This is a genomic window from Streptomyces sp. NBC_00667 (genome assembly GCF_036226825.1).
GTDB lineage: Bacteria > Actinomycetota > Actinomycetes > Streptomycetales > Streptomycetaceae > Streptomyces.
Window position 1 is genome coordinate 2,703,666 of the sequence record NZ_CP109022.1, and the last position, 25,381, is coordinate 2,729,046.

General features: G+C 71.4%; 19 protein-coding genes and 1 tRNA gene. 2 read left to right on the top strand and 18 right to left on the bottom strand.

Annotated elements, in window-relative coordinates; translation table 11 throughout:
* The first annotated feature begins 143 nt into the window (after positions 1 to 143).
* Positions 144 to 215 (top strand) — tRNA-Cys (locus OHA81_RS12710).
* Between the two features lie 209 nt (positions 216 to 424).
* Here the strand turns inward: OHA81_RS12710 and OHA81_RS12715 are convergent.
* The 13 genes from OHA81_RS12715 to OHA81_RS12775 all read right to left on the bottom strand — a co-directional run bounded on the left by OHA81_RS12715 (position 425) and on the right by OHA81_RS12775 (position 17,423).
* The gene (locus OHA81_RS12715; protein WP_329195600.1) at positions 425 to 2,287 is read right to left on the bottom strand and encodes a DUF262 domain-containing protein; all 1,863 of its coding nucleotides are present in this window, start codon (positions 2,285 to 2,287) and stop codon (positions 425 to 427) included.
* A gap of 155 nt (positions 2,288 to 2,442) precedes the next feature.
* Positions 2,443 to 2,820, bottom strand: coding sequence for a hypothetical protein (locus OHA81_RS12720; RefSeq protein WP_329195602.1), 378 nt, complete (start codon positions 2,818 to 2,820; stop codon positions 2,443 to 2,445).
* Between the two features lie 311 nt (positions 2,821 to 3,131).
* The gene (locus tag OHA81_RS12725; RefSeq protein ID WP_329195604.1) at positions 3,132 to 5,474 is read right to left on the bottom strand and encodes a hypothetical protein; all 2,343 of its coding nucleotides are present in this window, start codon (positions 5,472 to 5,474) and stop codon (positions 3,132 to 3,134) included.
* A 32-nt stretch (positions 5,475 to 5,506) separates the two neighbouring features.
* The gene (locus OHA81_RS12730) at positions 5,507 to 5,932 is read right to left on the bottom strand and encodes a hypothetical protein (RefSeq protein ID WP_329195605.1); all 426 of its coding nucleotides are present in this window, start codon (positions 5,930 to 5,932) and stop codon (positions 5,507 to 5,509) included.
* Positions 5,933 to 5,967: 35 nt separating this feature from the next.
* Positions 5,968 to 7,137 (bottom strand): type VII secretion-associated serine protease mycosin, encoded by a 1,170-nt coding sequence (gene mycP, locus OHA81_RS12735; RefSeq protein WP_329195607.1) that lies wholly within the window; start codon positions 7,135 to 7,137, stop codon positions 5,968 to 5,970.
* A gap of 21 nt (positions 7,138 to 7,158) precedes the next feature.
* Positions 7,159 to 8,565 (bottom strand): WXG100 family type VII secretion target, encoded by a 1,407-nt coding sequence (locus OHA81_RS12740; RefSeq protein WP_329195609.1) that lies wholly within the window; start codon positions 8,563 to 8,565, stop codon positions 7,159 to 7,161.
* Complete coding sequence (locus tag OHA81_RS12745) at positions 8,565 to 9,077, bottom strand: DUF2563 family protein (RefSeq protein WP_329195611.1); 513 nt, start codon at positions 9,075 to 9,077, stop codon at positions 8,565 to 8,567. Before OHA81_RS12745 ends, OHA81_RS12740 begins: the two co-directional genes overlap by 1 nt.
* A gap of 141 nt (positions 9,078 to 9,218) precedes the next feature.
* Positions 9,219 to 11,516, bottom strand: a complete 2,298-nt coding sequence (locus tag OHA81_RS12750) for a xanthine dehydrogenase family protein molybdopterin-binding subunit (protein WP_329202220.1) — start codon at positions 11,514 to 11,516, stop codon at positions 9,219 to 9,221.
* Positions 11,517 to 11,545: 29 nt separating this feature from the next.
* Complete coding sequence (locus OHA81_RS12755; RefSeq protein ID WP_329195613.1) at positions 11,546 to 13,492, bottom strand: 2Fe-2S iron-sulfur cluster-binding protein; 1,947 nt, start codon at positions 13,490 to 13,492, stop codon at positions 11,546 to 11,548.
* Positions 13,489 to 14,427, bottom strand: a complete 939-nt coding sequence (locus tag OHA81_RS12760; RefSeq protein ID WP_443056520.1) for an FAD binding domain-containing protein — start codon at positions 14,425 to 14,427, stop codon at positions 13,489 to 13,491. The genes OHA81_RS12755 and OHA81_RS12760 overlap by 4 nt, the downstream gene beginning before the upstream one ends.
* A 307-nt stretch (positions 14,428 to 14,734) precedes the next feature.
* The gene (locus OHA81_RS12765; protein ID WP_329195615.1) at positions 14,735 to 16,360 is read right to left on the bottom strand and encodes a beta-N-acetylhexosaminidase; all 1,626 of its coding nucleotides are present in this window, start codon (positions 16,358 to 16,360) and stop codon (positions 14,735 to 14,737) included.
* 188 nt (positions 16,361 to 16,548) lie between these two features.
* Complete coding sequence (locus OHA81_RS12770; protein ID WP_007264396.1) at positions 16,549 to 16,833, bottom strand: DUF3039 domain-containing protein; 285 nt, start codon at positions 16,831 to 16,833, stop codon at positions 16,549 to 16,551.
* A gap of 29 nt (positions 16,834 to 16,862) precedes the next feature.
* A complete protein-coding gene (locus OHA81_RS12775) occupies positions 16,863 to 17,423 on the bottom strand; it encodes a YqgE/AlgH family protein (protein WP_329195617.1) in 561 nt (186 codons plus the stop codon).
* A gap of 361 nt (positions 17,424 to 17,784) precedes the next feature.
* On the opposite strand from OHA81_RS12775, the gene murA reads away from it, so the two are divergent.
* The gene (gene murA, locus OHA81_RS12780) at positions 17,785 to 19,125 is read left to right on the top strand and encodes a UDP-N-acetylglucosamine 1-carboxyvinyltransferase (RefSeq protein ID WP_136214433.1); all 1,341 of its coding nucleotides are present in this window, start codon (positions 17,785 to 17,787) and stop codon (positions 19,123 to 19,125) included.
* 141 nt (positions 19,126 to 19,266) lie between these two features.
* Here murA and OHA81_RS12785 read toward each other — a convergent pair whose 3' ends face one another.
* The 5 genes from OHA81_RS12785 to OHA81_RS12805 all read right to left on the bottom strand — a co-directional run bounded on the left by OHA81_RS12785 (position 19,267) and on the right by OHA81_RS12805 (position 25,332).
* Entirely contained in the window at positions 19,267 to 19,548 is a 282-nt protein-coding gene (locus OHA81_RS12785; protein ID WP_007264399.1) for an HU family DNA-binding protein, read from the bottom strand.
* A 307-nt stretch (positions 19,549 to 19,855) separates the two neighbouring features.
* On the bottom strand, positions 19,856 to 21,280 hold the full coding sequence (locus OHA81_RS12790; RefSeq protein ID WP_329195620.1) for an NAD-dependent malic enzyme: 1,425 nt from the start codon (positions 21,278 to 21,280) through the stop codon (positions 19,856 to 19,858).
* A 431-nt stretch (positions 21,281 to 21,711) separates the two neighbouring features.
* On the bottom strand, positions 21,712 to 24,042 hold the full coding sequence (locus tag OHA81_RS12795; RefSeq protein ID WP_329195622.1) for a HelD family protein: 2,331 nt from the start codon (positions 24,040 to 24,042) through the stop codon (positions 21,712 to 21,714).
* Between the two features lie 114 nt (positions 24,043 to 24,156).
* Positions 24,157 to 24,726: a CGNR zinc finger domain-containing protein gene (locus tag OHA81_RS12800; RefSeq protein ID WP_329195623.1), complete on the bottom strand. Its 570-nt coding sequence runs from the start codon at positions 24,724 to 24,726 to the stop codon at positions 24,157 to 24,159.
* A gap of 63 nt (positions 24,727 to 24,789) precedes the next feature.
* The gene (locus tag OHA81_RS12805; protein WP_443056762.1) at positions 24,790 to 25,332 is read right to left on the bottom strand and encodes a GNAT family N-acetyltransferase; all 543 of its coding nucleotides are present in this window, start codon (positions 25,330 to 25,332) and stop codon (positions 24,790 to 24,792) included.
* Between the last annotated feature and the right edge of the window lie 49 nt (positions 25,333 to 25,381).

The window sequence follows — 25,381 nt, forward strand, 5'->3', positions numbered from 1 at the left end:
TCTTTTGGACCGATCCCCGCTCCGCCCCCAGACCTACGCCCCCGGCCCCTTGTGAACGCAGCATGACAGTCCCATGGCACCCCCGCCCGCCCTCTTCCCCGCCTCCCCCACCCCCTCGTACGGTCGACCCGTCACCACCACCCAGCCGTGTGCCCGAGTGGTTGAGGGACTCGCCTGCAAAGCGAGTTACGCCGGTTCGATTCCGGTCACGGCTTCTATCTGTCTGACCAGGAAAAACGGAAGGGCGGCACCCCGGCGGGGTGCCGCCCTTCGCGCTGTCCGTCTCGGTTCCCGTCTCAGCGTGGCGCCCCGCACCGCAGGTAAGGGGGGCGACGGCGACACCTGTCGCCGAGCACCGAGCCACCCGGCCGAGCCGAAGCCCGCCACCAGGCGCGGCCCGTGGGACGCAGCTCGGCCCACTTCGTCAGTCGCTGTCGCCCTTGGGCTTCGGCCATGCCTGTAGGGCGATGCGGGCGAGCCATGAAGTGCGCAGCTGAATCCGGTCCTCGTCCCAGCATTCGACCCAACGCTCGTTGCTCCACTTGTCCCGAACCCCCTCCGGCGCGGAGAGCACTGATGAGGTCGTCAGCCGCAAAAGGCTGTGAGCACCCAGGCTGTCCTTTTTATGAGGCCATTCGCGGTTACTCAACGACGGGTTGAGCTTCGTGGTGGTGAGCGTGAGATTGCCGAGCTGATGGACCGCCTCATGCCGTTTCTTCAAGCTCTCCTCGCTCTCACCGTCGTTCAGCGGCCAGTGCGTCTCCCATTTCTGTGGCAGAACGTGCTCAATGTTCAGCCGGGGGTCCGCACTCGAAAGTGCCGGCGCGTGCTCGGTCTTCGGCGTCCGCAGGTGATTCTCCAGTCCGACCAGCAGAGCCTTCAACCGGGCACGGTAGGAACGACGGTAGAGATCGTTTGCGACCAGGCCGGTAAGGAACGTCCGGTCGTCAGGCCACAGCCGGGCGTCGGCCGTTTGATTCCACAGGCTGCGCACGACGGCGTGACCTGCCCGAGCGGGATCGCTCTGCCGAGCATCGGCCAGTACCTGGACAAAGAGTCGGTTGTAGTCCTTCGTCGTCATCAGACACACGGCTCGCCGCATGAGAAAGGAGTCGATGGCACGGGCCGCGATCTCTCGCTGGTCGTTCGGCACGTCATCTGTCGCGTGCAGATAGAGCAGCACCGGCCACGGCGTCGTCGTCATGGCCTGCATGCGGTCGAGCAATCGGCCGGTGGCATCAGTCAGCGGAAATTCTCGCACCCGTTGATACGTCTCGGCATAATGCCTGATGTCCCGAATTACGTCCGAAGCCTGCCGGCCACTCTCCGGCAGCCACTTCTTGAAGTCGGCGAACAGATGTTCCACAAGGATGTCTTGACGCTTTTGAACAGTCAGCCAATAAGCCAGGAGCAAGTCGATCAGGGCACGCCTGATGCGTCCCGTGGTGACCTGACCGCGCCAAGGTTCGGCATCCAGAGGCAGCCAGGCGTTCATCAACAGCTCTTCAGAGTGCTGGTGCTCCCCCTGCGACTCGACGGTCTGAAAAAGAAGGTTCTTCACGAGGTCCGCCGCGTCGAGGCGGACACCACGGTGGTTCAGCGCCTCGAAGATCACCTGCGGGTCGTCACCCGCGTCCAAGACGATCTCGACGAGCTGCATGCGCTCTTGAAGCGTGTAGAACAAGTCGTCGAGCCGCTGGACCGGGTTGGGCGATGCCTTGGCCCAGTCGCCGATCTCCTGCTGGAACCACACGCGGGCACGGACCAGCCGGTGGTCGGGGGCAGCCGCAGTACTGTCGTCGTCGCTCCCGCGTACGGCCCAGAGGAATGCCGCACGGTCCTGCGGGAGCGGCCAGACCTTGTAGCGGTCGTCCGGGAACGCCTCGTGAACCGTCTCCGCCCGGTTCTCCAGCAGACTCGTGAAGCGCCCGACGACGCTGTCGGCGGCAATGTCGTGGGCGACAGCCCGAGCTGCCGCGAAGAGGATCTGCAGCGTGGTCATCCGCTGCTGGCCGTCGATGATGTGGGACGAACCGAGGCGCCGAGGCGGCCGGTACCGCTCCTGTACGACCACGGCGCCCAGGAAGTAGGTGCGCGGCTTCGACTGCCCCGTACCGCTCTGGGGCTCTGTCTCCGCCTCCACTTCCTCCGCCGCCGTCCGGACGTCCATCCACAAGGGTTCCCAGTTGTCCTCCTGATCCCATACATAGGGCCTCTGGAAGATGGGGATCACGCTCTGGTGGTCGTTCGCGAAAACCTTCCCCAGCTTGATGTCGCCGGCCTGCATCGCCCCTCCGGTCCCCCAGCACCTGCATGGTCATCGCAGCGTAACGGCGCAGCGCCGGATCTGATCGCCCTTCCCTGAACGTCCGCAGTCACAGCGCCAATCGAACTGACGGCCGCCCAGGGCGGCTCCCTGGGCGGCCGCTGCGTGCGTGGGTGCTACCGCGTGGGCGCGGCCTTCTCCTTGATCACCAGCTGCTCGGGCAGGTTCCCGTTGTTCTTGCAGCCCATCTCCTTGGCCAGCGCCCGGGCGGCGGAGTGGAGGATGGTGAGGTTCGCCTCGCGCAGCGCGCGGGGGTCGACGTCGGTGGGCGCCTGTCGGAGACTGACACGCGCTTTGATCGGCACGGATTTGTCCGGTCCCGCGAGCCGGTCACTCGCGCAGTCGAAGTAGAGCCGCCCGTTGTCAGGAAGGACCAGGGCGTTGCGGCCCAGGTCGTACTCCCAGTAGTAGCCCTTGCCGCTCTCTGTGTGCTCGCCCATCCGCGTTGACTCGTGCTCGATCTCGAACGACACGGAAAGGTCGTGATAGTTCATGCGGTCAGCCGGAGTAGCCCTGCACACTGTGCCCCCGAGCGACGCGCCGATTTTTGCGTAACCCCGCTCCAGAACGCCTGCCACCCACGCCACGTCCCCGACGTTCTTGGGCGGCTTGAACGGTGTGGCCCCTCCGGTCAGGAGTTCCAGAGCACGCACGGCATCCGGGCTGAGCAGCCCCTCGGAACAGACATCAGCGGCGAATACCTCGCTCGGCCCCGTGTCCGTGTCCTCACCACCACTGCACCCGGAGACGAGCACCCCTATGACAAGCAAGCCCGCAAGTACGTGGATCTTCAAGCCGGGCCTGGTCATTCGCCCGCCTTCTTCGGCTTCACAGGCTCATTGCCCATGTGCTGTTCGTTCGCCCACCCGCTGTTGTATCCGGTCAGAAGAGCCTGGCGGAGCCGCTCGTCCAACGGGTCCGACGGACCCACCGGGTGCCGTTCGAGGAAGTGCTCAACCGGCCCGGATGCCGAGGCCTCGCCCTGGCTGTACACGCTCGCCTTGGCGTCATGGGCCTTGCCGTCGTGGAGGTTCTTCTGCCGCTCGTTCTCGTCGTGGGACCAGTCACCCACGAGGTCTCCGGCCACCTGCTCCAGCGCCCCAGTGCCCAGGTCGACCCCAAGTGGCACCAGAACGGCCGCCGCGCCGGCTGCGGCCGCCGTAGCCGGGAGGAAGGCGACGCCGGCAGCGATCGCGCCGGTCGCAGCGAACTCCACCCAGCCGGACCGCTTCTCCAAAGCCCTCTCGTAGTCCTCGTTCCACTTGTCGGCGTCTTGCTGGATCTGCTTCGCGCGGGACTCGTCCAGCGCCCCCTGGAACTCGCCCCCCGTACGGGCGATCTCCTCAAGACTGCTCTGGTTGAGCGTGCCGTCCGGGCTCACCTGGGCTTCCAGCATCGCGGCCGAGAAGACCGACTCGGCACGGGACATCGTGAGGTAGGAGTCCGGGTACTGACCGAGGCTGCTCAGGAATTTCCGGGCCTCTTCCGGTTCAAACGTCACGTGTCCCTTGCCATTCGACTCGAACACGCTATCCGGCGATTTGCCGCGCAACCCGTGGTTGAGATCGTCGATGTACCCCGCGCCCATACGTCCGAGGCTGTCGGCGAGGGTCTCTTGCTTCTTGAGCAGTTCGGCGTCTCCGCCGTACTTGAGCACGGCATCGTGCATGATGCGCGCGCCCGCGTCGCTGCGGTGGAGGGCCGGCTGAGGGTCGTCCCAGGCGTGGCCGAGGGTGGCGGCTTCGAGGGCGTGCCCCAGGGCGTCCGGCATGTACTTCTGGACCTTGGGGAGGTCATCGGGGTTGAAGCCCTCCATGTCGATCGTGGGGGCGTACTTCGCGTTGCCGAAGTAGTCGAGGTAGTTCCCGATCGGCTTCTTGTCCGCTCCCGTGCCCAGGTTCGGGTGTCCCGGCTTCTCCGTGCCGTCCTGGTTGTAGGCGTGCGGTTCGCGTTCCGGGTCGAAGAACTGGGACGCGGCGTCGGGGCTGTGGCCCAGCGACTCCAGGAAGCTCGTCACCGGGTCGTAGCCCGCGCCGTTGATGCCCGACGGGTTGAGCATGTTCTTGCCGTAGCCGTTGAGCTGCCGCGACTGGTTGAAGAAGTCGGGGTCCTTGGCGTGGATCTGGGTCGCGTGCTCGGCGATCGGCAGCAGGAACTTGGGGTCGTAGTTCCCGTACCGCATGATGCCGCCGAGCAACTGGTAGCCGAAGGGCGGGTTCTGGTCGTACCTCGCCAGTGGGATCCGCTCGGTACCGAGCTTGCGCAACTCCAGCGCGTAGCTGTCGGGCAGGTGGGGATCCGACTTGGACTGCGTGGCCGTCGCGAGGTTCAGGCCCAGGTTCCGCTGGAGCTCCTGGACGTCCTTGAGGCGTTGCGCGTCCAGCTTCGCGTAGTCGTACGTGTCCGTGGACATCTGCCCGTAGAACTCGAGTGAACCCTTTGGGCCGAGAGCACCGTAGAACGCGGTCGAGAACGCGGGTTTGGTCGAGTTGTCGGCCAGCAGTTCGTTGAGTTCCACCAGCTCGGCGTGGGAGAGGTTCCGGCCCTTGTGCGCCAGGTCGATGGCGTGGCCGGCCTGTTCGGCGGTGAGGTCGGCGTACTTGGGGCCGCTGAAGTTGTGGTCCTCGGCGATGTTCGCGTTGAGCAGGCGGGACAACGACTGGTCGACGTCGTCGCAGGTGTCGATGATCGCGTCGACCTTCGCCTGCCAGAGTGGCTGGTTCTCCCGGATGGACTGCTGGTAGTCGGGGTCGTGCAGCGCCGCGCCCCGCTCGGCTTCGGAGAGGGGTGCCGGCGACACCTTCCCTTTGCCGTCCACCCGGAAGCCGGCGGCGGGGGCCTCTTCCTCGGAGATCTTCTTCAGCTGTTCGCGGGAGGACTTGAAGGTGGCGTGGCCTTCGGTGAGGGCCTGGTGGATGCCCTTGGCCTCCTTCGCGGCGTCTTCGAACTCCTTGGCCGTCTTGTCGATGAACGACCGGCCCACGCTCGCTGTGACCCCGTGCCACTCGGCTTTGCCGGCTTTGGCCTTCATGCCGTTGCGGGCCGCCTCGGCAAGCTCGTCCAGCTTGGTGACCATGGCTGCCCAGTCGGCGATCGCGGTCGCGAGCTGGTCGACGGGGGCGTTCAGGACGTTCTCGTACGACAACACGGTCTACGTCGCCTTCCAGCATGCGGGGCGGACTACTTGAGGTACTCGTCGATCTTGGAGCTGGTGAACTCGGCGTAGAGCTGCTTCTCGTCCTTGCTGTGCGAGGAGAGGGAGTAGTTCAGGCCGTTGGAGATGGTCGCGCAGGCGGCGACGAGGGTCTCCACCTGGCTCTCCCAGCGGTGGGCGGCCTTGAGCAGGGCCGCCCCGCTGGCGAAGCCCTCCTTGGACAGCGCGCCGGCGGCCGTGGCGGTGGAGGTGTCGGCGTGTTTGCCGTCGGTGGACAGCCGCTCGTGGAGTTTGAAGGCTTCGGTGCCGATGGCGCCGATGTGGTCCTGGTTGAGTTCCAGGTCCCCGGCGCCGGGGCCGCTGCCGGGCTCGGTGGGTACGTGGTTGAGCCGCATGGACACGTTGGCCGCGGCGGTGGCCCGCGCGGTGGCCCACTCTTCGTCGAAGGACATGCCGAGCTCTCCTTGGGGAGTCGGGGGCCGGATCCTCAGCGTCGCGAGCGCTGGATGACGACCGCGGTGACGGCGCCGCCGATGATGAGGCAGGCCCCGAGCCCGAGGGCGATCCAGGGCAGGGCACTGCCGTTGTCGCTGCCGCTCTTCTGGGCCTCGGGTTTGGGTGCGGGGCTGGCCTTGCCGCCGGGGGCGGCGGGGGCCGGTGCGGGGGAAGCGGCTGCCGCGAGATCCGGCAGCGGGTACACGTCGGCCGGCCCGGGGTCGCCGGGCGTGGGCACGGCGATCCTCGGCCTGACGAGGCCGTAGCCGACGTAGTCGTTGCGCTGAGCGCCGTCCTTGGGTTTTCCGGCGGTGTTCAGGAGGACGCGGAGGATCTGGTTGTTGCTCCAGTCAGGGTGGATGGACCAGAGGAGAGCCGCGGAGGCGGAGACGAGGGCGGTGGCCTCGCTTGTTCCGCTGCTTTTACAGAGACCCGTTCCACCGTCACAACCGGAGATGATGTCTTTTCCGGGGGCCGTGACGTCCACGTATCGATTGTGCTGGGACTCCTTCAGTGCCACACCCTTGGCGTCGACCGCCCCAACACCCACCACTCCAGGCGTCGCAGCCGGCCAGATGACATCCTCATTGCCATCGTTGCCGACGCTGGCAAAGATCAGCTTGCCCTTGTCCACGGCGTACTTAACGGCACTGTCCAGCTCGTCACTCTGATTGATCCCGCCCACCGAAACGTTGATGACCTTGGCGTCCGAATCTGCGGCAAAGCGAATGGCTTGAATCATCGATCGAAACGGGGCAGTTCCGTCGCCGCCGAAATCGACCCGCAAAGGCAGAATATTCGCACCGGGCGCCAAGCCAAATGCGCTGTCCGCGCCGCCGGGACCCTTGCCATTGCCCGCGATCACCGCAGCAATGGCCGTACCGTGATGGCTGTGGTCAGTGCGTTCGTCACCCTTGTAGCTGGGGGAAGCGAAGTTCTTGCCCGGCAGAACCTGCCCATCAAGCTCAGGGATGGGCTTCACCCCGGTGTCGATTACCGCAACGGTGACACCCTTGCCCGTACTGATTGTCCAGATGTCATCAGCCTTCATGGCATCAAGATGCCACTGCGTAGACCTAACGGTCTCCGCTTCGGCCGGGGTCGCGGCGACCCCGGCCAGCAGGAGACCCACCAGGGCTGAGGTCGCCTTCCGCATGCGCATCCTGTGCAATGTCCGTTCTGCTCAGTCAATCACTGGCGGCACAACAGGACGATCTGCCTGCCAAGTCTCTTCGTCCTCAGCCAGGTAGTCGGGGCGTTCGCCCCCGCGGCCGTCGCGCCGCTTGCCCGGGGTGTGGCTGCCCGCACCGCCGACGGGGCCGCCTGAGATCCCGTTCCGTACGAGGCCTGAACCGCCCTGCGTGAACGGCCTACCGCTCGTGGCCGACTGGCCACCGACCCCGGTTTGACGGCCGCCCACCACTCCGCCCGGCTCCATGGCGAGTCGTCGGCCCGCAACCGAGCCGGGGCCGCCGTGGGGGCCTCCAACGCCACCGCCCATCATTCGTCCCGTCTGGGGACCCTCCGCACCGATGACCGTACCGCGCGGGATGCCAGCACTCGGTCCACGAGGAGTCACCGGGCGGCCGCCGACGATGCCGGTCTCGCTCGGAGGCAGTCCCGGGGTCCCGGCGGCCTTGCCAGGAGGCAGGGTGGGGCGTGGGAACCTGCCCCCAGCAACCGGCTTCGTCGAGCTGGTGGTCGGGGGAAGCGTCAGCGGGGGAACCACCTGAATGGGGGTGGGGCCGCCTCCAGAAGTGACCGGTCCCGGACCTGGGGGCAGGATGACCGTGGGAGGAGCAGTCGTAGGCGGAAGGGTGCCGACGGTGTTCAAGTCGACGTTGACGTTGCGGTCGGGAGCTGGCAGAGGGCTGGCCGGAGTCGGTGCCACCGTTGGGGGCAGTTCCGATCCGGAGGGCGGCTGGTAGGCGGTCCTGCTTCCGCTTACGCCGTCGGCTGGTGCCGCTGCCGTGTACCCGGAACCGTCGCCCGCGCCGGAGCTACCGCTGGACTCTGCGCTCGGGCGCGCCACGTCCGAGGAGCTATAGGCATAGCCCCCGCCGGGCACGAACTTCGCCGGCGGCGGAGGAAACGTCGGGACCGGCGCCGCGTTCATGTTGCGCGACGACTCGTCGTACGACTCCGCCAGCTTCTTCAGCTGCTGCACCGCCTGGAGGCGGTCCGCCTCCAGTTTCTGCGCCGCCAGTGAGCCGATCTTCGCCGAGTCCGGGTCGTTGTGGAACTTGCGCGCGGCCGCCAGGTTCTCCTTGGCCGACGTGTCGACGCCCGGCGTGCTCTGGGCCTCGTACATGTGCTGCGCCGCGATCGTCATCCACTTCGAGGCGTCCTTGCTGTAGTCCGCCAGACGCAGCGTCGCATTGCCCGCCGAGTTCACCCAGTTCTGGTAGGTCGTCGCAGTCTCGCCCTCCCACCCCGACACCTTGTGGTTCTTGAGGTTCTCGCCGATCTCCTTGATCGCGACGGCAGCTTCCTCAAGCTGGGTCGCCCGGGCACGGACCACCTCCGGCTTGATCGAGGCGATCATCGCCATCAGCTGTTCGTGGGTGTAGCCGTCGAAGCTCGTCACCATCAGTAATCGACCTCCGTCTTGCTCGGCGCCGGCGTGGGTGTCTGGCCGCCCTGCGGCTGCTGCTGCGGCTGGTCGGCCGAGGGATCGCGCTCGCGGACGTAGTGCTCCTTCGCCCGCTGCGCGATCGCCAGCATCCGCTGCCGCGTCTCCTCGTCCACGTCCGCGAAGCCCTTGCCGCCCGTGAGGATCGCGATACCGAGACCCTCGATCTGGTCCGCCAGGCCCTTCGACAGGGTCGTCAGCTGCGTGTGCACGGTCCCGTACGCCTTGAACAGCGCGTCCGCCTCCGCGAACCCGGTGCCCAGCGTTCCCGCGGGCAGCGTGCCGTCCTGGAGCTTGTCCGGGGCCGCCTGGGAACCGTCGAGCTTCTTGAGCTGGGCATCGACCAGCTTCTTGAAGCCGTTCAGCGTTTCGTACTCGACTTCCAGCGCCTTCGCCTGGCGCATGATCGCGTCCGCCACGCCGTTGCTCGCGCCGACGATGCCTGCCAGTCCGCCGTTCTCCTCCGCCACGATGGCCTCCCCGACTCCCCGTTGTCCCCGTCCCCGTTCGCACGCGTACGTGCGCCCTCGTGCCGATCACTCTAGCGACCGGCACCGACACCCCCAAGCACAGGGTTGGGGCGAACGCAAGGGTCAACCCCCGTCAGACCGTCACGAGTTCGGCGCCGCCACCGCCGCCGATGGCCGGATCGGGAGCCTGTTCACCGGACGGCCCGTTGCCGCGCGGACCGCCGAGGCGATCGCCGACGGGGTCGTCACCACCGGGACCGCGCTCGCCGCCTTCGCGCCGAACGGGGCCACCACGTCCCGCTCTTCGACCAGCTTGACGATCCGCACCACCGGGGCGTCCAGCGAGGTCGGCAGCGCGTAGCCCGTCAGGTCGGGGTGGCGGATCACCCCCGCCACCGAGCGGAGGTTTTCGGTCAGCGCCGCGCCCACGCCCTGCGTGACTCCCGCTTCGATGCGGGCTTCCAGCTGGGCGGGGTTCAGGATCCGGCCCACGTCCTGCGCGACGGCCAGTTCGACCACGCGCACCGAGCCGAGTTCCACGTCGACGTCCACCACCGCGCGGATCGCGCAGAAGGCGAGGCCGACGAAGGCGTCCCCCTGGCCGTCCGCGTCCAGGGGTTCGGTCGGGTGGGGGCGGCACTGGGCCGTCGCCCAGAGTTCCTTGCCCGCCATCGCCTCCGCCACCGTGGTGGAGAACGCGCCGTCGTACGAGGTGATCCGGCCGTCCTGGATCTGGAGGAGCTCCGTCGACATGCCCAGCTTGTGGGCCATCGGCTGGAGGAGCTGCGTGCGGACCATCTTCGCGGCCCGCTCGACCGCGCCCCCGGACACCCACGTGTGGCGGCCGTGCGCCGCCGGGCCGGCCGGCGGCTGGTCGGTGTCGACCGGGGCCGTGACCACCTCGTCCACGCCCAGGACCTCCTGGACGATCTGGCGGGCGAGCGTCGAGAAGCCCTGGCCGGTGTCGACGGCCGCGCAGATGACGGTGGCCGCGCCGTCCACGACCTTCACCGTGGCGGTGGAGACCTCGTCGGTCCCCTCGGCGCCGAGCATGTGCACCATGCCCACGCCGTATCCGACCCCGCGCCGCACCGCGCCCGGCTCGCCCGCGCCCTCCGGGCCGCCCGGCAGCAGCCACTCCTCCTGCGGGGTGTCCATCGGGAGGGAGGGGAGTTCCACGTCGCGTACGGCGCGCAGGAGTTCGGCCACCGGGGCGGGGCAGGTCACCGTCTGGCCCGTGGGGAGCAGGTCGCCCGTGGCCAGCACGTTGCGCATCCGGATCTCCGCGCCGTCGATGCCGAGCGCGGCCGCCAGCTTGTCCATCTGGCCCTCGTACGCGGCGCACACCTGCATCGCGCCCTCGCCGCGCACGTGGCCGGAAGGCGGGTTGTTGGTGCGTACCGCCCAGCCCTCCACGAAGGCGTGCGGCACCACGTACGGGCCGCACGCGAAGGCCACCGCCGCCGCGAGGGACTCCGCGGAGGCGTCGGCGTAGGCGCCGGCGTCCATCAGGATCTGGGCCTCGACCTTGACCAGCCGGCCCTCCGCGTCCGCGTGGTGGCGGTAGCGCAGCAGCGTCGGGTGGCGGTGGGCGTGGCCGAGGAAGGACTCCTCGCGGGTGGCGGCGAGCTTCACCGGGCAGCCCGTGCGCAGGGCGAGGAGCCCGAGCGGGAGCTGGAAGGCGGGGTCCTCGCGGTCGGCCGTCGCGCCCGGGACGCCGGTGACGACGATCCGCACCCGGTCCGGCTCCAGACCGAAGCAGGCCGCCGCCAGGTCGCGGTCGGTGTGCGGGTCGGTGGAGGCGGTGTAGATCTCCACGCCCCCGTCGGGCCGCGGGACGGCAAGCCCCGCCTCGGCGCCGATGGGCGCGGGGTCCTGGCGGCCGATCCGGTACAGGCCCTCGACGACCACCTCGCCGGTGGCCTCCGGGTCGCCGTAGCGCAGCGGGATGTGCCGGATCAGGTTGCCGTCGGGGTGCAGGGCGGGCGCCCCGAACGACTGCTCGGGGTCGGTCACCGCGTCCAGCAGCTCGTACTCGACCGCGATGGCGGCCGCGGCGAGGCGGGCGGTGTCGGGGTGGTCGGCGGCGACGGCGGCGATGGGTTCGCCGTGGTGGCGGACCACGTCGTGGGCGAAGACGGGCCGGTCGGCGATCCGGCGGCCGTGGGTGGTGGCGCCGGGGACGTCGGCGTGGGTGACGACGGCGCGCACGCCGGGCATGGCCGCGGCGGCCGTCGTGTCGATGGAGAGGATGCGGGCGTGCGCGTGCGGGGAGCGGAGCACGGCGGCCCAGAGCAGGCCTTCGGCCCACAGGTCGGCGGCGTAGGGGAAGGTGCCCTCGGTCTTGGCGCGGGCGTGCGCGGACGGGACGGAGACCCCGATCCCGCGCAGGACTTCGGGTTCCGAGTCCCCGGCGGCGGTCGGGACGGTCGTCGCCATCAGGGTGGTCGTGGCCGCGTCGTGCCCGCTCACGCCATGCCTCCGTTGTGGTGGATGCCGCCCTCGCCCGGTGCGGCCTGGTGCGGGATGCGCGCTTCCGCGCCGGCCGCGGGTTCGTCCGCGGACGAGGTGGTGGCCGAGCGTTCGGCCACGACGTCGCGGACCGCTTCGATGACGCCCTTGTAGCCCGAGCAGCGGCACAGGTTGCCGCACAGGGCTTGCCGGGTCTCCAGCTCGCTGGGGGCGTGGTTGCCTTCCAGCAGGTCGTGGATGGTCATGGCCATGCCGGGCACGCAGAACCCGCACTGCACTGCGCCCGATCTGCACAACGCCTGCTGCACGTCCGAGAGTTCCCCGTCCGTCGCGAGTCCTTCGACGGTGCGGACCTCGCTGGACGCGGCCGTCGCGGCGGGGACCAGGCAGGACGCGACGAGCCGGCCGTCGACCTGCACCGCGCAGGCCCCGCACTCGCCCTGCGAGCAGCCGTCCTTGGCACCGGCCAGACCGAGGCGCTCGCGCAGCACGTACAGGAGCGATTCGCCGATCCACGCACCGGTGACGGGCCGGTCGGCCCCGTTGACGCGCAGGACGTAGGAGGCGAGCGGGTGCTCGTGATGCGGGGCGGGGGCGTCGAGGGGCGTTTCGTCGTACGTCGCATCCCCGGCCGGGAAACCTGCGGTGGTACCCGCACCCGGCAGTGCCTCGCCGCTGTCGGCGCTTCCCGCCCCCGGCGTGAACGCCCCGGTGGCTTCGCCGGCCGGCTCCTGCCCGGCCCCGCCCGACCCGTGCCCGGTCTCCGGCTCGTGCCCGGTCTCCGGCTCGTACCCCGGCACACCGAACCCGGCCTCGGGCTCCGGCTCCGGCTCCGGCTCCTGCCCCCGCTCCGGCTCGGCAACGGCCTCCGCAGGGGTCTGCGCACCGGCCTCCGCAGCATCCGGCCCGGCCCCGGCCACCGGCGCGCCGAACCCAGGCCCGTCCCCGAACCCAGGCCCGTCCCCGGGCCCGAACCCGTGCCCGTCCTCGAACCCGTGCCCGTCCCCGGGCCCCGGCTCCGCGCCCACCGGACGCGGCCGTTCCTCCTCGACCGGCATCCGCGCCGCCCCGTGGGCCGCCTCGATGTCCGGGGCCGCGTACACCGCGGGCTCGGGCTCCCGCTCCGGCTCGCCCAGCTGCGCCGACACCGGCAGCGGCGTGCCCACGCCGGGCCCGCCCAGCACCCGGGGACCGCGCCCCGAAGCTCCCGGGCCGGCCGCAGCCCCCGCGGCCGCGCCTGCGTCTTCCGCGCCCGGCAGTACGCCCGAGCTCAGGGAGTTGTCGTACGCCGGCGTCGCCCAGGGCGCTGCGGCGCCGCCCGGCAGGGTCGCGGGAGCCTGGCTCCAGTCGGCGGCCGCCGTACCGGTCCCGAACGTCCACTGCCCGGTGGCCTGCGCCGCCTCGGTCTGCGCCGCCTCGGTCTGCGTCGCCTCGGGGAAGCGCCACTCGGCCGTGGCCCCCGGGTCGCTCCGGTGCGCGGCGTCCTGCCCGGGCCCCGCCCCGTCCCGCCCCGCCCCGTCCTGCGCGGCGTCGGCGAAGGCCGCCGCCACGGAGGCCGGGAGGGGGATCGACGCGGGGATCGGCCCGCGCGCCGGAGCGGCGGCCGCGGCGGTAGTGGCACCGCCGCCACCGCCGGGGCCGCCCGCCTCGGGCCACGGCACGGGCATCGTCCAGGTGCCGGTGGCCGTGGGATCCGCACTGGCCGAGCCCAGGGGCACGATCATCGGCGGCGGCACGTACCCGTGCCCGGGCGCCGCCAGCGGCTCCCCGCCGTCGAGCGCGTCCAGCATGTCCTGCGGCAGCTTCACGAAGGCCGTGGCCTCGGAGTCGTACTCGCCGCCCTGCGGCACCGGCTCCCAGCCCCAGCCGGCCCCGGTGTGGCCCGCGGCGTCCGCGGGGCCCACACCCCCGTTGGTTCCGCTCACGTTCTCGTTCCCACTCATGAGCTCAGCGCCCTCCCCAGGGCCCTCCGTGCCAGTACGGCCACCGTCCGCCGCAAATGCAGTACCCCGGCGGCCACCGGTTCCCCCTGGTCGGGCACGCAGGCGGCGGCGACGTACTCGCCGAACGCCTCCAGCGCCTCGGGGGCCAGGCCGCGTTCGCCGTCCCAGTCGATCAGGGAGGCCACCCACTGCTCGGCCTCCAGCGGCCGCAGCGGCATCGGCGCGACCGCACCGATCGCGCAGCGCACGCCCCGGCGCGCGGGGTCCAGTACGAGCCCCACGGACGCCACCGCGCGCCCCGGGCCCGTACGCCCGGTCGCCTTCAAGAACACCTGCGGCGCGTGCAGCAGCGGCACCCGCACGAAGCCGATCAGTTCGCCCGGCCGCAGCATCTCGCGGCCCGCCAGCAGGTGGGAGACCGGGATCTCGCGCCGGGCCACTCCTGATTCACCGAGTCCGGCGGGGCCGACGATGACGAGGACCGCCTCCAGGGCCGCGAGGACGGGCAGCGCGTCACCGGTCGGCGCGGCCGAGGCGATGTTGCCGCCGAGGGTGCCCGCGTTGCGGATCTGCGGCGGTCCGGCGGCCCGCGCGGCGGCCGCCAGGGCCGGGATCAGGGCGGCGAAATCCGGCCGACCCATCCGTGCGTGGGTGAGGCCGGCGCCGAGCAGCGCGTGGCCGTCCTGGTACTGCCAGCCGCGGATCTCGTTGATCCGGCCGAGGCCGACGAGCGCGGCGGGGCGCAGCAGGCCCGCGTTGACGGCGGCCATCAGGTCGGTGCCACCGGCCACGGGCACGGCGGCGGGCATGGCGGTGAGTGCCGCCACGGCCTCGTCGAGCGAGGCCGGCAGCGTGACGGACTGCACCGCCTGAGGCCCCTGAGGCCCCTGAGGTGAATGCGGTGCGTGCAGTGCATGCGGTGCGTGCGTGGTCAACCCAGCTGCCCCTTCCCGATGTCCCGGTCCCGGCGCTCACGCCTGTCCGCCGTACGGTACGTGCTCACCGCCGGGACGTGGCAACTCTGGCACATCTTCCGGGTCTCCCGGCGCGAGGGTCGCCCCTGCACCACCCGCGCGCCCGCCGCTCCCGCCCTGGGTGGTCAAGTCCCCCGCTTCCGCCTGGTTTCGACCGAATCCGGAAATAATTCCGACAAACCCCTTAAGGTTTCCGAACAGGCCGGAACGATTGCGAATGACTGCGAACCGTCCCGTCCGGCACCCCGCGGCCGACCGGTTGCCCGAGTCACACGTTCGGGGGCTCCCCCGCGATCGGCCGCCCCAGCACGCCCGGGCGCCGCTGCCGGGGCAACGGGCCGCCGGGCGGCCGGTAGTCGACGCCGAGTGCGTCCAGCCGCGCGTAGTGCCCGGCCATCCGCGCTTCGAAGCCCGGCAGGTCCCGCGCCGCCGGCTCGGGCAGCCGCGACCACACCACCTCCGCGAAGGCGGCCAGCCGGGGGAACACCTGGTAGTCGACGCGGCTCTGGTCCTCCATCACCTCGGTCCACACGTTGGCCTGCGCGCCCAGCACGTGCGCCGCCGCCCCGGGCGACAGGCCCGGCGGAACCGGCTCGAAGCGGTACACGTCGGCCAGGGTCCGCACGTACCCGATCGGCACGGGCTCATCGGGGCCGGCCGCCTGACGGTGGTCCAAGTACACCTGCTGTTCGGGGCACATCACCACGTCGTGGCCCGCCTCGGCCGCGGCGACGCCGCCCGCGTAACCGCGCCAGGAGGAGACGGCCGCGCCGGGCGCGAGGCCGCCCTCCAGGATCTCGTCCCACCCGATCAGGCGCCGGCCGCGTTCGGCGAGCCAGCGGTCGAAGTGCCGGATGAACCAGGACTGGAGGCCGTCCTCCCCGTCGAGCCCCAACTCCGCGATCCGCCGCTGCGCGGCCGGGGAGGCACGCCACTGCGCCTTGGGGCACTCGTCGCCGCCCACGTGCACGAACGGCGAGACCTCCACCGGGAAGAGCTCCAGCAGCTCCTCGAAAACCCCTTCGTAGAAGCGCAGTACGTCCTCGGAGGGGGCCAGCACGTTCTCGCTGACGCCCCAGTCGTCCCACACGCCCAGCGCGGCCGTGTCCACGACGTCGGTGTTGCCGAGCTCGGGGTACGCGGCGATGGCCGCCTGCGAATGCCCGGGTACGTCGATCTCGGGCACCACCCGCACGTGGCGCTGCCCCGCGTACGCGACGATCTCGCGGATGTCGTCGCGGGTGTAGTGGCCGCCGTGCGGGGTCTCGTTCCACAGCGGCGAGGCGCGGTGGCCCCACCGGCTGCGCGGCCGCCACGCGCCCACCCCGGTGAGCCGCGGGTAGCGCTCGATCTCCACCCGCCAGCCCTGGTCGTCGGTCAGGTGCAGGTGCAGGACGTTCAGCTTGTGCGCCGCGAGCAGGTCTATGTAGCGCAGCACGCCGTCCTTGGGCATGAAGTGCCGGGCGACGTCGAGCATCATCCCGCGCCATCCGAACCGGGGGCCGTCCTCCACCGCCCCGTGGGGCAGTTCCCACACCCGCCCCGGCAGCGGCGCCCGCCGGTAGGCGTCGGGGCCGAGGAGCTGACGCAGCGTCTGGGCGGCCCAGAACACCCCGGCCGCCGACCCGCCCGTCAGCTCGGCCCCGTCCTGACCGGTCGTGAGCCGGTACTCCTCGCCGGCCAGGCCCTCGTCCAGCGCGAGCCGTACGTCGCCCCGTGCGCCCGGCGCCGCGTCCGGGAAGGCGAACCCGGTGGCGGCCCCCAGCTCCCGGCGCAGCCAGCGGGCCACTCCCTCGGTCCCGGGCCCGGCGGCCAGCGCCGTATCGGGACCCAGCGCCAGGCGCGGCCCCTCCGCGCGGAACTCGGCACGGCGGGGTGCGGGGATCAGGTCCATGGTCGGCCCTTCGCGACAGCGCGTCGCGCTCCGCGCAACACCCGCTGCGCGCAGCGCCGGTCGGGCCGACCCTACGGGTACGGCGCAGGCCCCCGGAAGCGCCGTGGCGCACCCGGGGGCCTGCGTCCGCGCCCGCCCCGGACCCGCCGCGCGCGGACGGCGCGGAGGGGTCCTGCGGGGGCGGCGGGCTACTTGTCCTTGCCGCCCTTGTCCTTGTCGCCGCCGGCGCCCATGGATTCGTAGATCTCCTTGCACATGGGGCAGACCGGGTACTTCTTCGGGTCGCGACCCGGGACCCAGACCTTGCCGCACAGCGCGACGACGGGGGTGCCGTCGAGCGCGCTCGCCATGATCTTGTCCTTCTGGACGTAGTGGGCGAAGCGCTCGTGGTCGCCGTCGCCGTGGGACACCTGCGGCGTCGGCTCTACGAGGGTCCCCGTACCAGTCCCGCGCTCGGGCTCAAGAGTGCTCATGAAATCCAGGGTACCGACCCTCGCCCGGGTCAGTTGAGCGACGGGTCGTCCGGATAGGTGGCGACCATCGCGAGGTCGCTGCGCTGGCGCCGCAGCACCGCCCGCCAGAGCCGTTCGGGGTCCGGGGAGGACACGTCGCCGGGTTCGGAGTCCACCACGTACCAGGCGCCCTCGCCCAGCTCGATCTCCAGCTGGCCGGGGCCCCATCCGGAGTAGCCGGCGAAGATCCGCAGCGAGCCCAGGGCGGCGGCCAGCAGCTCCGGCGGGGTCTCCAGGTCGACGAGCCCGATCGCCCCGTGCACCCGGCGCCACCCCAGCGGCCCTTCCTCGCCCGGGATCACGGCGATCCCGAGGGCGGAGTCCAGCCCCACCGGGCCGCCCTGGAACACCACCCCGGGGTCGCCGGCCAACGGCGCCCAGGGCAGCAGGATGTCGACGACGCCCACCGGGGTGGGCCGGTTGAGGACGACGCCGAGCGAGCCCTGCTCGTCGTGGTCGAGCAGCAGCACGACCGCGCGGTCGAAGTTCGGGTCCGCGAGGGCGGGGGTGGCCACGAGCAGCCGCCCTGTGAGGGAGGACACCTCGGTCATGCGGACATGATCCCGCATATCGGCCCCCGACGGGGAGCCGAGGACGGCATCCGGTCGCGGCGGGACCCGCAGCGCTCTTCGGAAAGTTCCCCGATTGTCGCCCGAGTGGCCCCCGAACGGTGCGCGAAGGGGCCCCGGACGGCCCTGGACCCGCCCCGAACGGCCCCGAGCGGTCCGGAACGCGACACTCCGCAACAGTGTGCGCACGGTGGGTGCCAAGAGGGCGGCCGTGCCTCATCGATGACGGTCCTGCGGCCGCGTCGGCCTTACGAACAAGGGGGTGGTGCCCCTTACCCTTTTCACTGGCCCCTGCCCACACTCCCCCGATCACCGGGGAGTACCTCTTCGGAACGCGAGATCCATGACCGGCACTGACGATGTCCTGCTTGTCCACGGCGGTACCCCGCTCGAGGGCGAGATCCGTGTCCGCGGCGCGAAGAACCTCGTGCCGAAGGCCATGGTGGCCGCTCTGCTCGGCAGCGCCCCCAGCCGGCTGCGCAACGTGCCCGACATCCGTGACGTCCGCGTCGTCCGCGGCCTGCTCCAGCTGCACGGCGTCACCGTGCGCCCCGGCGAGGAGCCGGGCGAGCTGATCCTCGACCCCACGTACGTCGAGGCCGCCAACGTCGCCGACATCGACGCGCACGCGGGATCCTCCCGGATCCCGATCCTGTTCTGCGGTCCGCTGCTGCACCGCCTCGGCCACGCCTTCATCCCCGGCCTCGGCGGATGCGACATCGGCGGCCGTCCCATCGACTTCCACTTCGACGTGCTCCGCCAGTTCGGCGCGACCATCGAGAAGCGCGAGGGCGGTCAGTACCTGGAGGCGCCGCAGCGCCTGCGCGGCTGCAAGATCCGGCTGCCGTACCCCTCGGTCGGTTCGACCGAACAGGTGCTCCTGACGGCCGTCCTGGCCGAAGGCGTCACCGAGCTCAGCAACGCCGCCGTCGAACCGGAGATCGAAGACCTCATCTGCGTCCTGCAGAAGATGGGCGCGATCATCTCCCTCGACACCGACCGGACGATCCGGATCACCGGCGTGGACGAGCTCACCGGCTACAACCACAAGGCGCTCCCGGACCGCCTGGAAGCCGCCTCGTGGGCCTCCGCGGCGCTCGCCACCGGCGGCAACATCTACGTCCGCGGCGCGCAGCAGCGCTCGATGATGACCTTCCTGAACACCTTCCGGCGGGTCGGCGGCGCGTTCGAGATCGACGACGAGGGCATCCGCTTCTGGCACCCCGGCGGTCCGCTCAAGGCCATCGCGCTGGAGACGGACGTGCACCCCGGCTTCCAGACCGACTGGCAGCAGCCGCTGGTCGTCGCGCTGACGCAGGCCTCCGGCCTGTCCATCGTGCACGAGACGGTGTACGAGTCGCGGCTCGGATTCACCTCCGCGCTCAACCAGATGGGTGCACACATCCAGCTGTACCGGGAGTGCCTGGGCGGCTCCGCGTGCCGTTTCGGGCAGCGCAACTTCCTGCACTCGGCGGTCGTGTCCGGCCCCACCAGGCTGCAGGGCGCCGATCTGGTCATCCCCGACCTGCGCGGCGGGTTCTCGTACCTGATCGCGGCGCTGGCCGCCGAGGGCACCTCGCGGGTGCACGGCATCGACCTCATCAACCGCGGCTACGAGAACTTCATGGAGAAGCTCGTCGAGCTGGGCGCCAAGGTCGAACTGCCGAACGGCGACCTCGTCTAGACCCGGTCGACGTCCGGGGCCCGCGGAGGGCCCCGGACAGGCCGAAGGGCGGCCACTCCCGTACGGGGGTGGCCGCCCTTGGCGGTTGTGCGTACCACTGCCGTCCCGAGGGCCTGTGCGGCCCTCGGCACAAGGGCGGTGCTACTTGCCCTTGGCGGCTTCCTTGAGCTTGGAGCCCGCGGAGACCTTCACGCTGTAGCCGGCCGGGATCTGGATGGGGTCGCCGGTCTGCGGGTTGCGCGCGGTGCGAGCGGCACGGTGGGTGCGCTCGAAGGTCAGGAAGCCGGGGATGGTGACCTTCTCGTCGCCCTTGGCGACGATCTCGCCGACGGTCTCGGCGAGCGCGGCCAGAACGGCGTCGGCGTCCTTGCGGGTCACCTCGGCGCGCTCGGACAGAGCGGCCACCAGCTCACTGCGGTTCATGTTGTACTCCCGTGTTCAACTTGCCTTAGAGGCGTGAGATCGAAGCCGATGCTGCCAGGGCCCTCGGACAGTCCCCGGACCCGGGTCTGAACGTCAGACCCTCTCGCCCGGTTACGCATCCTGCCCCCACCAGCGGCGGGAAAGCCAATCCGGCACCCGCCAGGGTCACACGAAAAGCGCCACAGTCACGCCGCGGTGACGCTCCGTCCGCACCTGTCGTTCCGGTGGATGCGGACCGCGGGCCCCGCGGGCATCCCCGCAACCCTAGAGGCGCCCGGCCGGGCCCGCATCCCGCGACGCGCCGGGATCAGGCGGAGGTGGGTGCCGTCACAGGGGCCGAGGCGGCCTTGCGGACGGCTCCGGCGACCGCGCCCGCGACCTTGTCGTTGAACACCGACGGGATGATGTAGTTCGCGTTGAGCTCGTCCTCGCCGACGACATCGGCCAGTGCGGTGGCCGCGGCCAGCATCATGCCCGTGTCCACGGTGCGCGACTGGGCGTCCAGCAGACCGCGGAAGACGCCCGGGAAGACCAGGACGTTGTTGATCTGGTTGGGGAAGTCGGAGCGGCCGGTGGCCACGACGGCGGCGGTCTGGCGGGCGATGGCCGGGTCGACCTCCGGGTCCGGGTTCGCGAGCGCGAACACGATCGCGCCCTCGGCCATGGCGGCCACGTCCTCGCCGTTGAGGACGTTGGGGGCCGAGACGCCGATGAAGACGTCGGCGCCGACCACGGCCTCCTTGAGGGTGCCGGTGTAGCCCTCGGGGTTGGTGTTGTCGGCGATCCAGCGCAGCGGGGAGTCGGGGGCGGCGTCGACCAGGTCGGGGCGGCCCGCGTGCACGACCCCGTTGATGTCGGCGCTGACGGCGTTCTTCACCCCGGCCGCGAGGAGCAGCTTGAGGATGGCGGTGCCCGCCGCGCCGGCGCCCGACATGACGACCTTGACGTCGCCAACTGCCTTGCCCACCACGCGAAGTGCGTTGGTCAGGGCGGCGAGTACGACGATCGCGGTGCCGTGCTGGTCGTCGTGGAAGACGGGGATGTCGAGGGCCTCGCGCAGCCGGGCTTCGATCTCGAAGCAGCGCGGCGCGGAGATGTCCTCCAGGTTGATGCCGGCGAAGCCGGGTGCGATGGCCTTGACGGCGGCGACGATCTCGTCGCTGTCCTGGGTGTCGAGGCAGATCGGCCAGGCGTCGATGCCGGCGAAGCGCTTGAAGAGGGCCGCCTTGCCCTCCATGACGGGCAGCGCGGCCATCGGGCCGATGTTGCCGAGGCCCAGTACGGCGGAGCCGTCCGTCACGACTGCGACGGAGTTGCGCTTGATGGTCAGGCGGCGCGCGTCCTCGGGGTTCTCGGCGATGGCCGTGCAGACGCGGGCGACACCGGGGGTGTAGATCATCGAGAGGTCGTCGCGGTTGCGGATGGGGTGCTTGGACGACATCTCGATCTTGCCGCCGAGGTGCATCAGGAAGGTTCGGTCGGAGACCTTGCCCAGGCTGACGCCCTCGATGCCGCGCAGCTTCTCGACGATCTCGTCCGCGTGCGCGGTGGAGGTCGCGGCGATGGTGACGTCGATACGGAGCTTCTCGTGGCCGGACGCGGTGACGTCGAGGCCGGTGACGGATCCTCCGGACGACTCCACGGCGGTGGTGAGCTGGGAGACCGCGGTTCCGCTCGCGGGCACTTCCAAGCGGACCGTCATCGAGTACGAGACGCTGGGCGCCGTTGCCATGGCCGTGTTCCTCTTCTGTTCCCTGGTTTTTCTGTACACAGGGCCCGCTGCACGGCACGTGCGGCAGGACCTGTTGTCCGATCGTCCCACCTACCAGCCGGTACAAGGTAACCAGCTACAAATTTCGGAAGAACTCTTCCACCATACGAGATTTGAGGTGGGCGCGGAAGTCCACCCCCAAGCAAGGGCCCGAACGCACAACAGGTCTGCCCCTCCGCGACCGCGGAGGGGCAGACCTGTTTTTCACGCTGGAACACCGACCCGCCATGCTCGCCTCGCGGCAAGTGGTCGCTCTAGGCGACGAAGGTTGGGCCCGGGGGCTTGGATCGAGCCGGTGTCGTACCCAGGCTAACAAAGGATCGCCGAATGCGATCCCCCTCCCGGCAGTTGTTCCCGCCACCACACCCCTGGCCGCGGGCCATCCGGCCCAGTCAGCCGGCCTCCGGGGCCAGCAGCGCGGGCACGCCCGAGGCGTCGGGTGCGTCCCGGGGGGTGGAGACCACCGTCAGCTGCTGCGTCGCGCGCGTCAGCGCCACGTACAGCACCCGCAGCCCGGCCGGCGATTCGTCGGCGATCTCCGCCGGGGAGACCACCACCGTGGCGTCGTACTCCAGCCCCTTCGCCTCCAGGCTGCCGAGCGCCACCGCCCGCTCGCCGAGGTCCGCCAGCCACCCGGCGGCCTCCGCGCGCCGGTCCATGGCCACGACCACGCCGACCGTGCCGTCCACCTGCTCCAGCAGCCGCCGGGTCTCCTGGCGCACCGCACGGCCCAGGTCGCCCTCCGCGGCCGTGAAACGGGGCTCCAGGCCCGTGGAGCGGACCGCCCGCGGCGGTTCCATCCCCGGCATCGCCCGGCGCAGCACGCGGGAGGCGACCTCCGCGACCTCCGCCGGGTTGCGGTAGTTCACGGTCAGCGTGAACCGCCGGCGCGGCCGGGTCCCCAGCGCCTCGTCGCGCGCCGCGGCCGCCTCCTGCGGGTCCGTCCAGGAGGACTGGGCGGGGTCGCCGACCACCGTCCAGGTTCCGTGGCGGCCCCGGCGGCCCACCATCCGCCACTGCATCGGCGTCAGGTCCTGGGCCTCGTCCACGATGACGTGCGCGTACTCGGTGCGCTCCGCCGCGATCCGCTCCGCCCGCTCCCACTGGGTCTCCTCGCGGGCCGGCATCAGCTCCTCCAGCCCGCTGAGCTGGTCCAGCGGATCGAACTCCCGCTTGCGGCGGGGCCGCGCGGGCGCGCCCAGCAGCTGCTGGAGCTCGTCCAGCAGCGCCACGTCGTGCACCGACAGCGGCCCCTTGCCGTCCGGGCCGGTCCGGCGCAGGGAGCGCGCCAGCTGGCGGACCTCGCGCTGGTTCAGGTCCCGGCGCGACCAGCGGCCGAGCCTGCGCTCGTCGGCCATCGCGGCCAGCACCCCGCGCGGGGTCAGCTCGGGCCACCAGGCGTTCAGGAACTCGATGAAGGAGTCCTCGGTGGAGATGTCCTCGTCGAACGCGGAGCGCAATTCGGCGGCCAGCTCGGGGTCGCTGTGCCGCCCGTTGGCGCCGGACTTCGCGTACAGGGCGTCCAGCAGCAGCTTGCGGGCGCGCGGCCGCAGCAGGTTGACCGGGGCGGTGCCGCCGAGCACGTTCTGCCGGATGCGGTTCAGTTCGTCGGCCTCCAGCTCCTGGCGCCGCCCGAAGGCCACGACCCGCAGCCGGTCGGGGGCCCCGCCCCCACCGGCGCCGCCGAGTTCCAGGGCGCCCCGGACCGCCTTGCGGAGCACCTTGAGCATCCGGGACGAGCCCTTGATGCGGGCCACGGCCGGCTCGTCGTACGTGGTCGCCTCCGCCCCGTCGACGAGCGAGCCGAGCGCCCGGATGGCGACCTGCCCCTCCTCGCCGAGGGAGGGCAGCACGCCTTCGGTGTACGCGACGAGCAACGGGGTCGGCGAGACGATGAGGATGCCGCCGGAGTAGCGCCGCCGGTCCTGGTAGAGGAGGTAGGCGGCGCGGTGCAGGGCCACCGCCGTCTTGCCGGTACCGGGGCCGCCCGCCACTTCGGCGACGGACGCCGCGGGGGCCCGGATCACCAGGTCCTGCTCGGCCTGGATGGAGGAGACGATGTCCCGCATGGAGTGCGTGCGGGCCCGCCCGAGCGCGGCCATCAGGGCGCCGTCGCCGATGACGGGCAGTTCCTGCCCGTCGAGGTGGGCGGTGACCTCGGGGCGCATCAGGTCGTCCTCGACGCCGAGCACCTTGCGGCCCTTGGAGCGGATCACGCGGCGGCGTACGACCCGGCCCGGGTCCTTCGGCGTGGACCGGTAGAACGGCGCGGCCGCCGGGGCGCGCCAGTCGATGACCAGCGGCGCGTAGTCGGAGTCGAGCACGCCGATGCGCCCGATGTGCAGGGTCTCGGCGATGTCGGCGGTGAGGTCGTCGCGGATGGCGTCGTCGGCGGGCTCCACCGAGGTGTACGCCCCGTCCGGGCCGCGTTCGCCGTCCTTGCCGAGGACCAGGTCGACCCGGCCGAACAGGAAGTCCTCGAACTCGTTGTTCAGCCGGTTGAGGTGGATCCCGGCGCGGAAGACCTGCGCGTCGCGCTCGGCGAGCGCGCCGGGCGTGCCGACCTGCCCGCGCTTGGCGGCGTCGTTCATCAGGAACTCGGCCTCGTGGATCTTCTCCTCAAGGCGTCGGTACACCCGGTCGAGATGCGTCTGCTCGACCGCGATCTCCCGATCGCGGACGGAATCCGCCGTGCTGTCGACAGCGGCATTCTGCGCGGCCACCAAGGCCCCCTTCTGACGTGCATGGGCGACCGTCAACCGTACGCGAAGCGGGGCCGGGTCCGCACGCCCGTTCCGGGACCGCCGGCGGATCGCCCCCTCCCGGCGGGTCCCGCGCTACGCCGATCCGGCCGCCAGGACCCGCCGGCGGTGGCGGGCGACGCGTTCGCGGTTGCCGCACAGCTCGCTGGAGCACCACCGGCGCCGGTGGCCGCGCGAGGTGTCGAGGTAGACGCGGGCGCAGCCCTCGCCCTCGCAGGCGCGCAGCAGCGCCCGGTCGCCGGGGTCGGTGAGCAGCTCGACGGCGTCCCGGGCGACGGCGGCGAGCAGCCCGGCGCATTCCACCCCGCCGCACAACTCCCGCACGAGGTGCCCTTCTTGGTCCCGCACCGCACACAGCCCCGGGGGTGGACCGGCGGCCGCCGCGTTGACCCGGGCCAGGGCCCCCTCCTCGGGCGCGGCCCCGTGCAGCTCGGCCCGTACGAGGCTCCCCACATCGGTCCGCAGCTGCCGGAACGCCCCGACCCAGTCGGGCCCGACCCGCCCCAGCGGCGTCCGGTCGGGCACCAGTCCGGCCCCGACGAGCCACAGCCGCAGCGCGTCGCCGTCCCGGATGCCCTCGGCGTCCCGCCGGGGGGCGGAGGTGGCCAGCAGGTCCAGGCAGACCCGCCCGGAGTCGAACCACATACCGGTCACCGCCTCGGTTGCCGTGGGCCGCCACCCCAGAGTGCCCGCCGGCTGCGCCGGAGGCTAGAGGGCGGGCGGCGGGTTGTCGTGCAGCAGCCGCTGGAACATGCGGTGGTCGCGCCAGGCGCCGTTGATGTGCAGGTAGCGCGGTGCGAGGCCGAACTGCTCGAAGCCGGCCTTGGCGAGGACCCGTTGGGAGGCCAGGTTGTCGACGAGGGTGCCCGCCTCGACCCGGTGCAGGCCGACCTCGTCGCGGGCGATCCGGCAGACCTCCTCCAGGGCGGCGGTGGCCAGCCCCTGCCCGGCCCGGTCCTGGTCGACCCAGTAGCCCACGCCGCCGCTGCGGAAGGGGCCTCGCTCGATGCGGCCGAGGTTGATGGCGCCGACGGGCGTGTCGCCCTCGACGAGTACGAACGGCACCAGCCGCCCGCCGTCCCGGTCGGCCAGCAGCGCCTCTATCCGCTCCCGCTGCCCGGCCTCGGTGTAGAACCGCTCGGGCCGCTGCGGCTCGAACGGCGCCATGAAGGCCCGGTTACGCGCCAGCGTGTCGGCCAGCCCCGCGGCGTCATCGACGGTGACGCCCCTCATCTCCACCCCGTTGATCATCACCTCGGCACGCTAACCCACCCCCCGCCGGCCGGACCAGCCCCGTGCG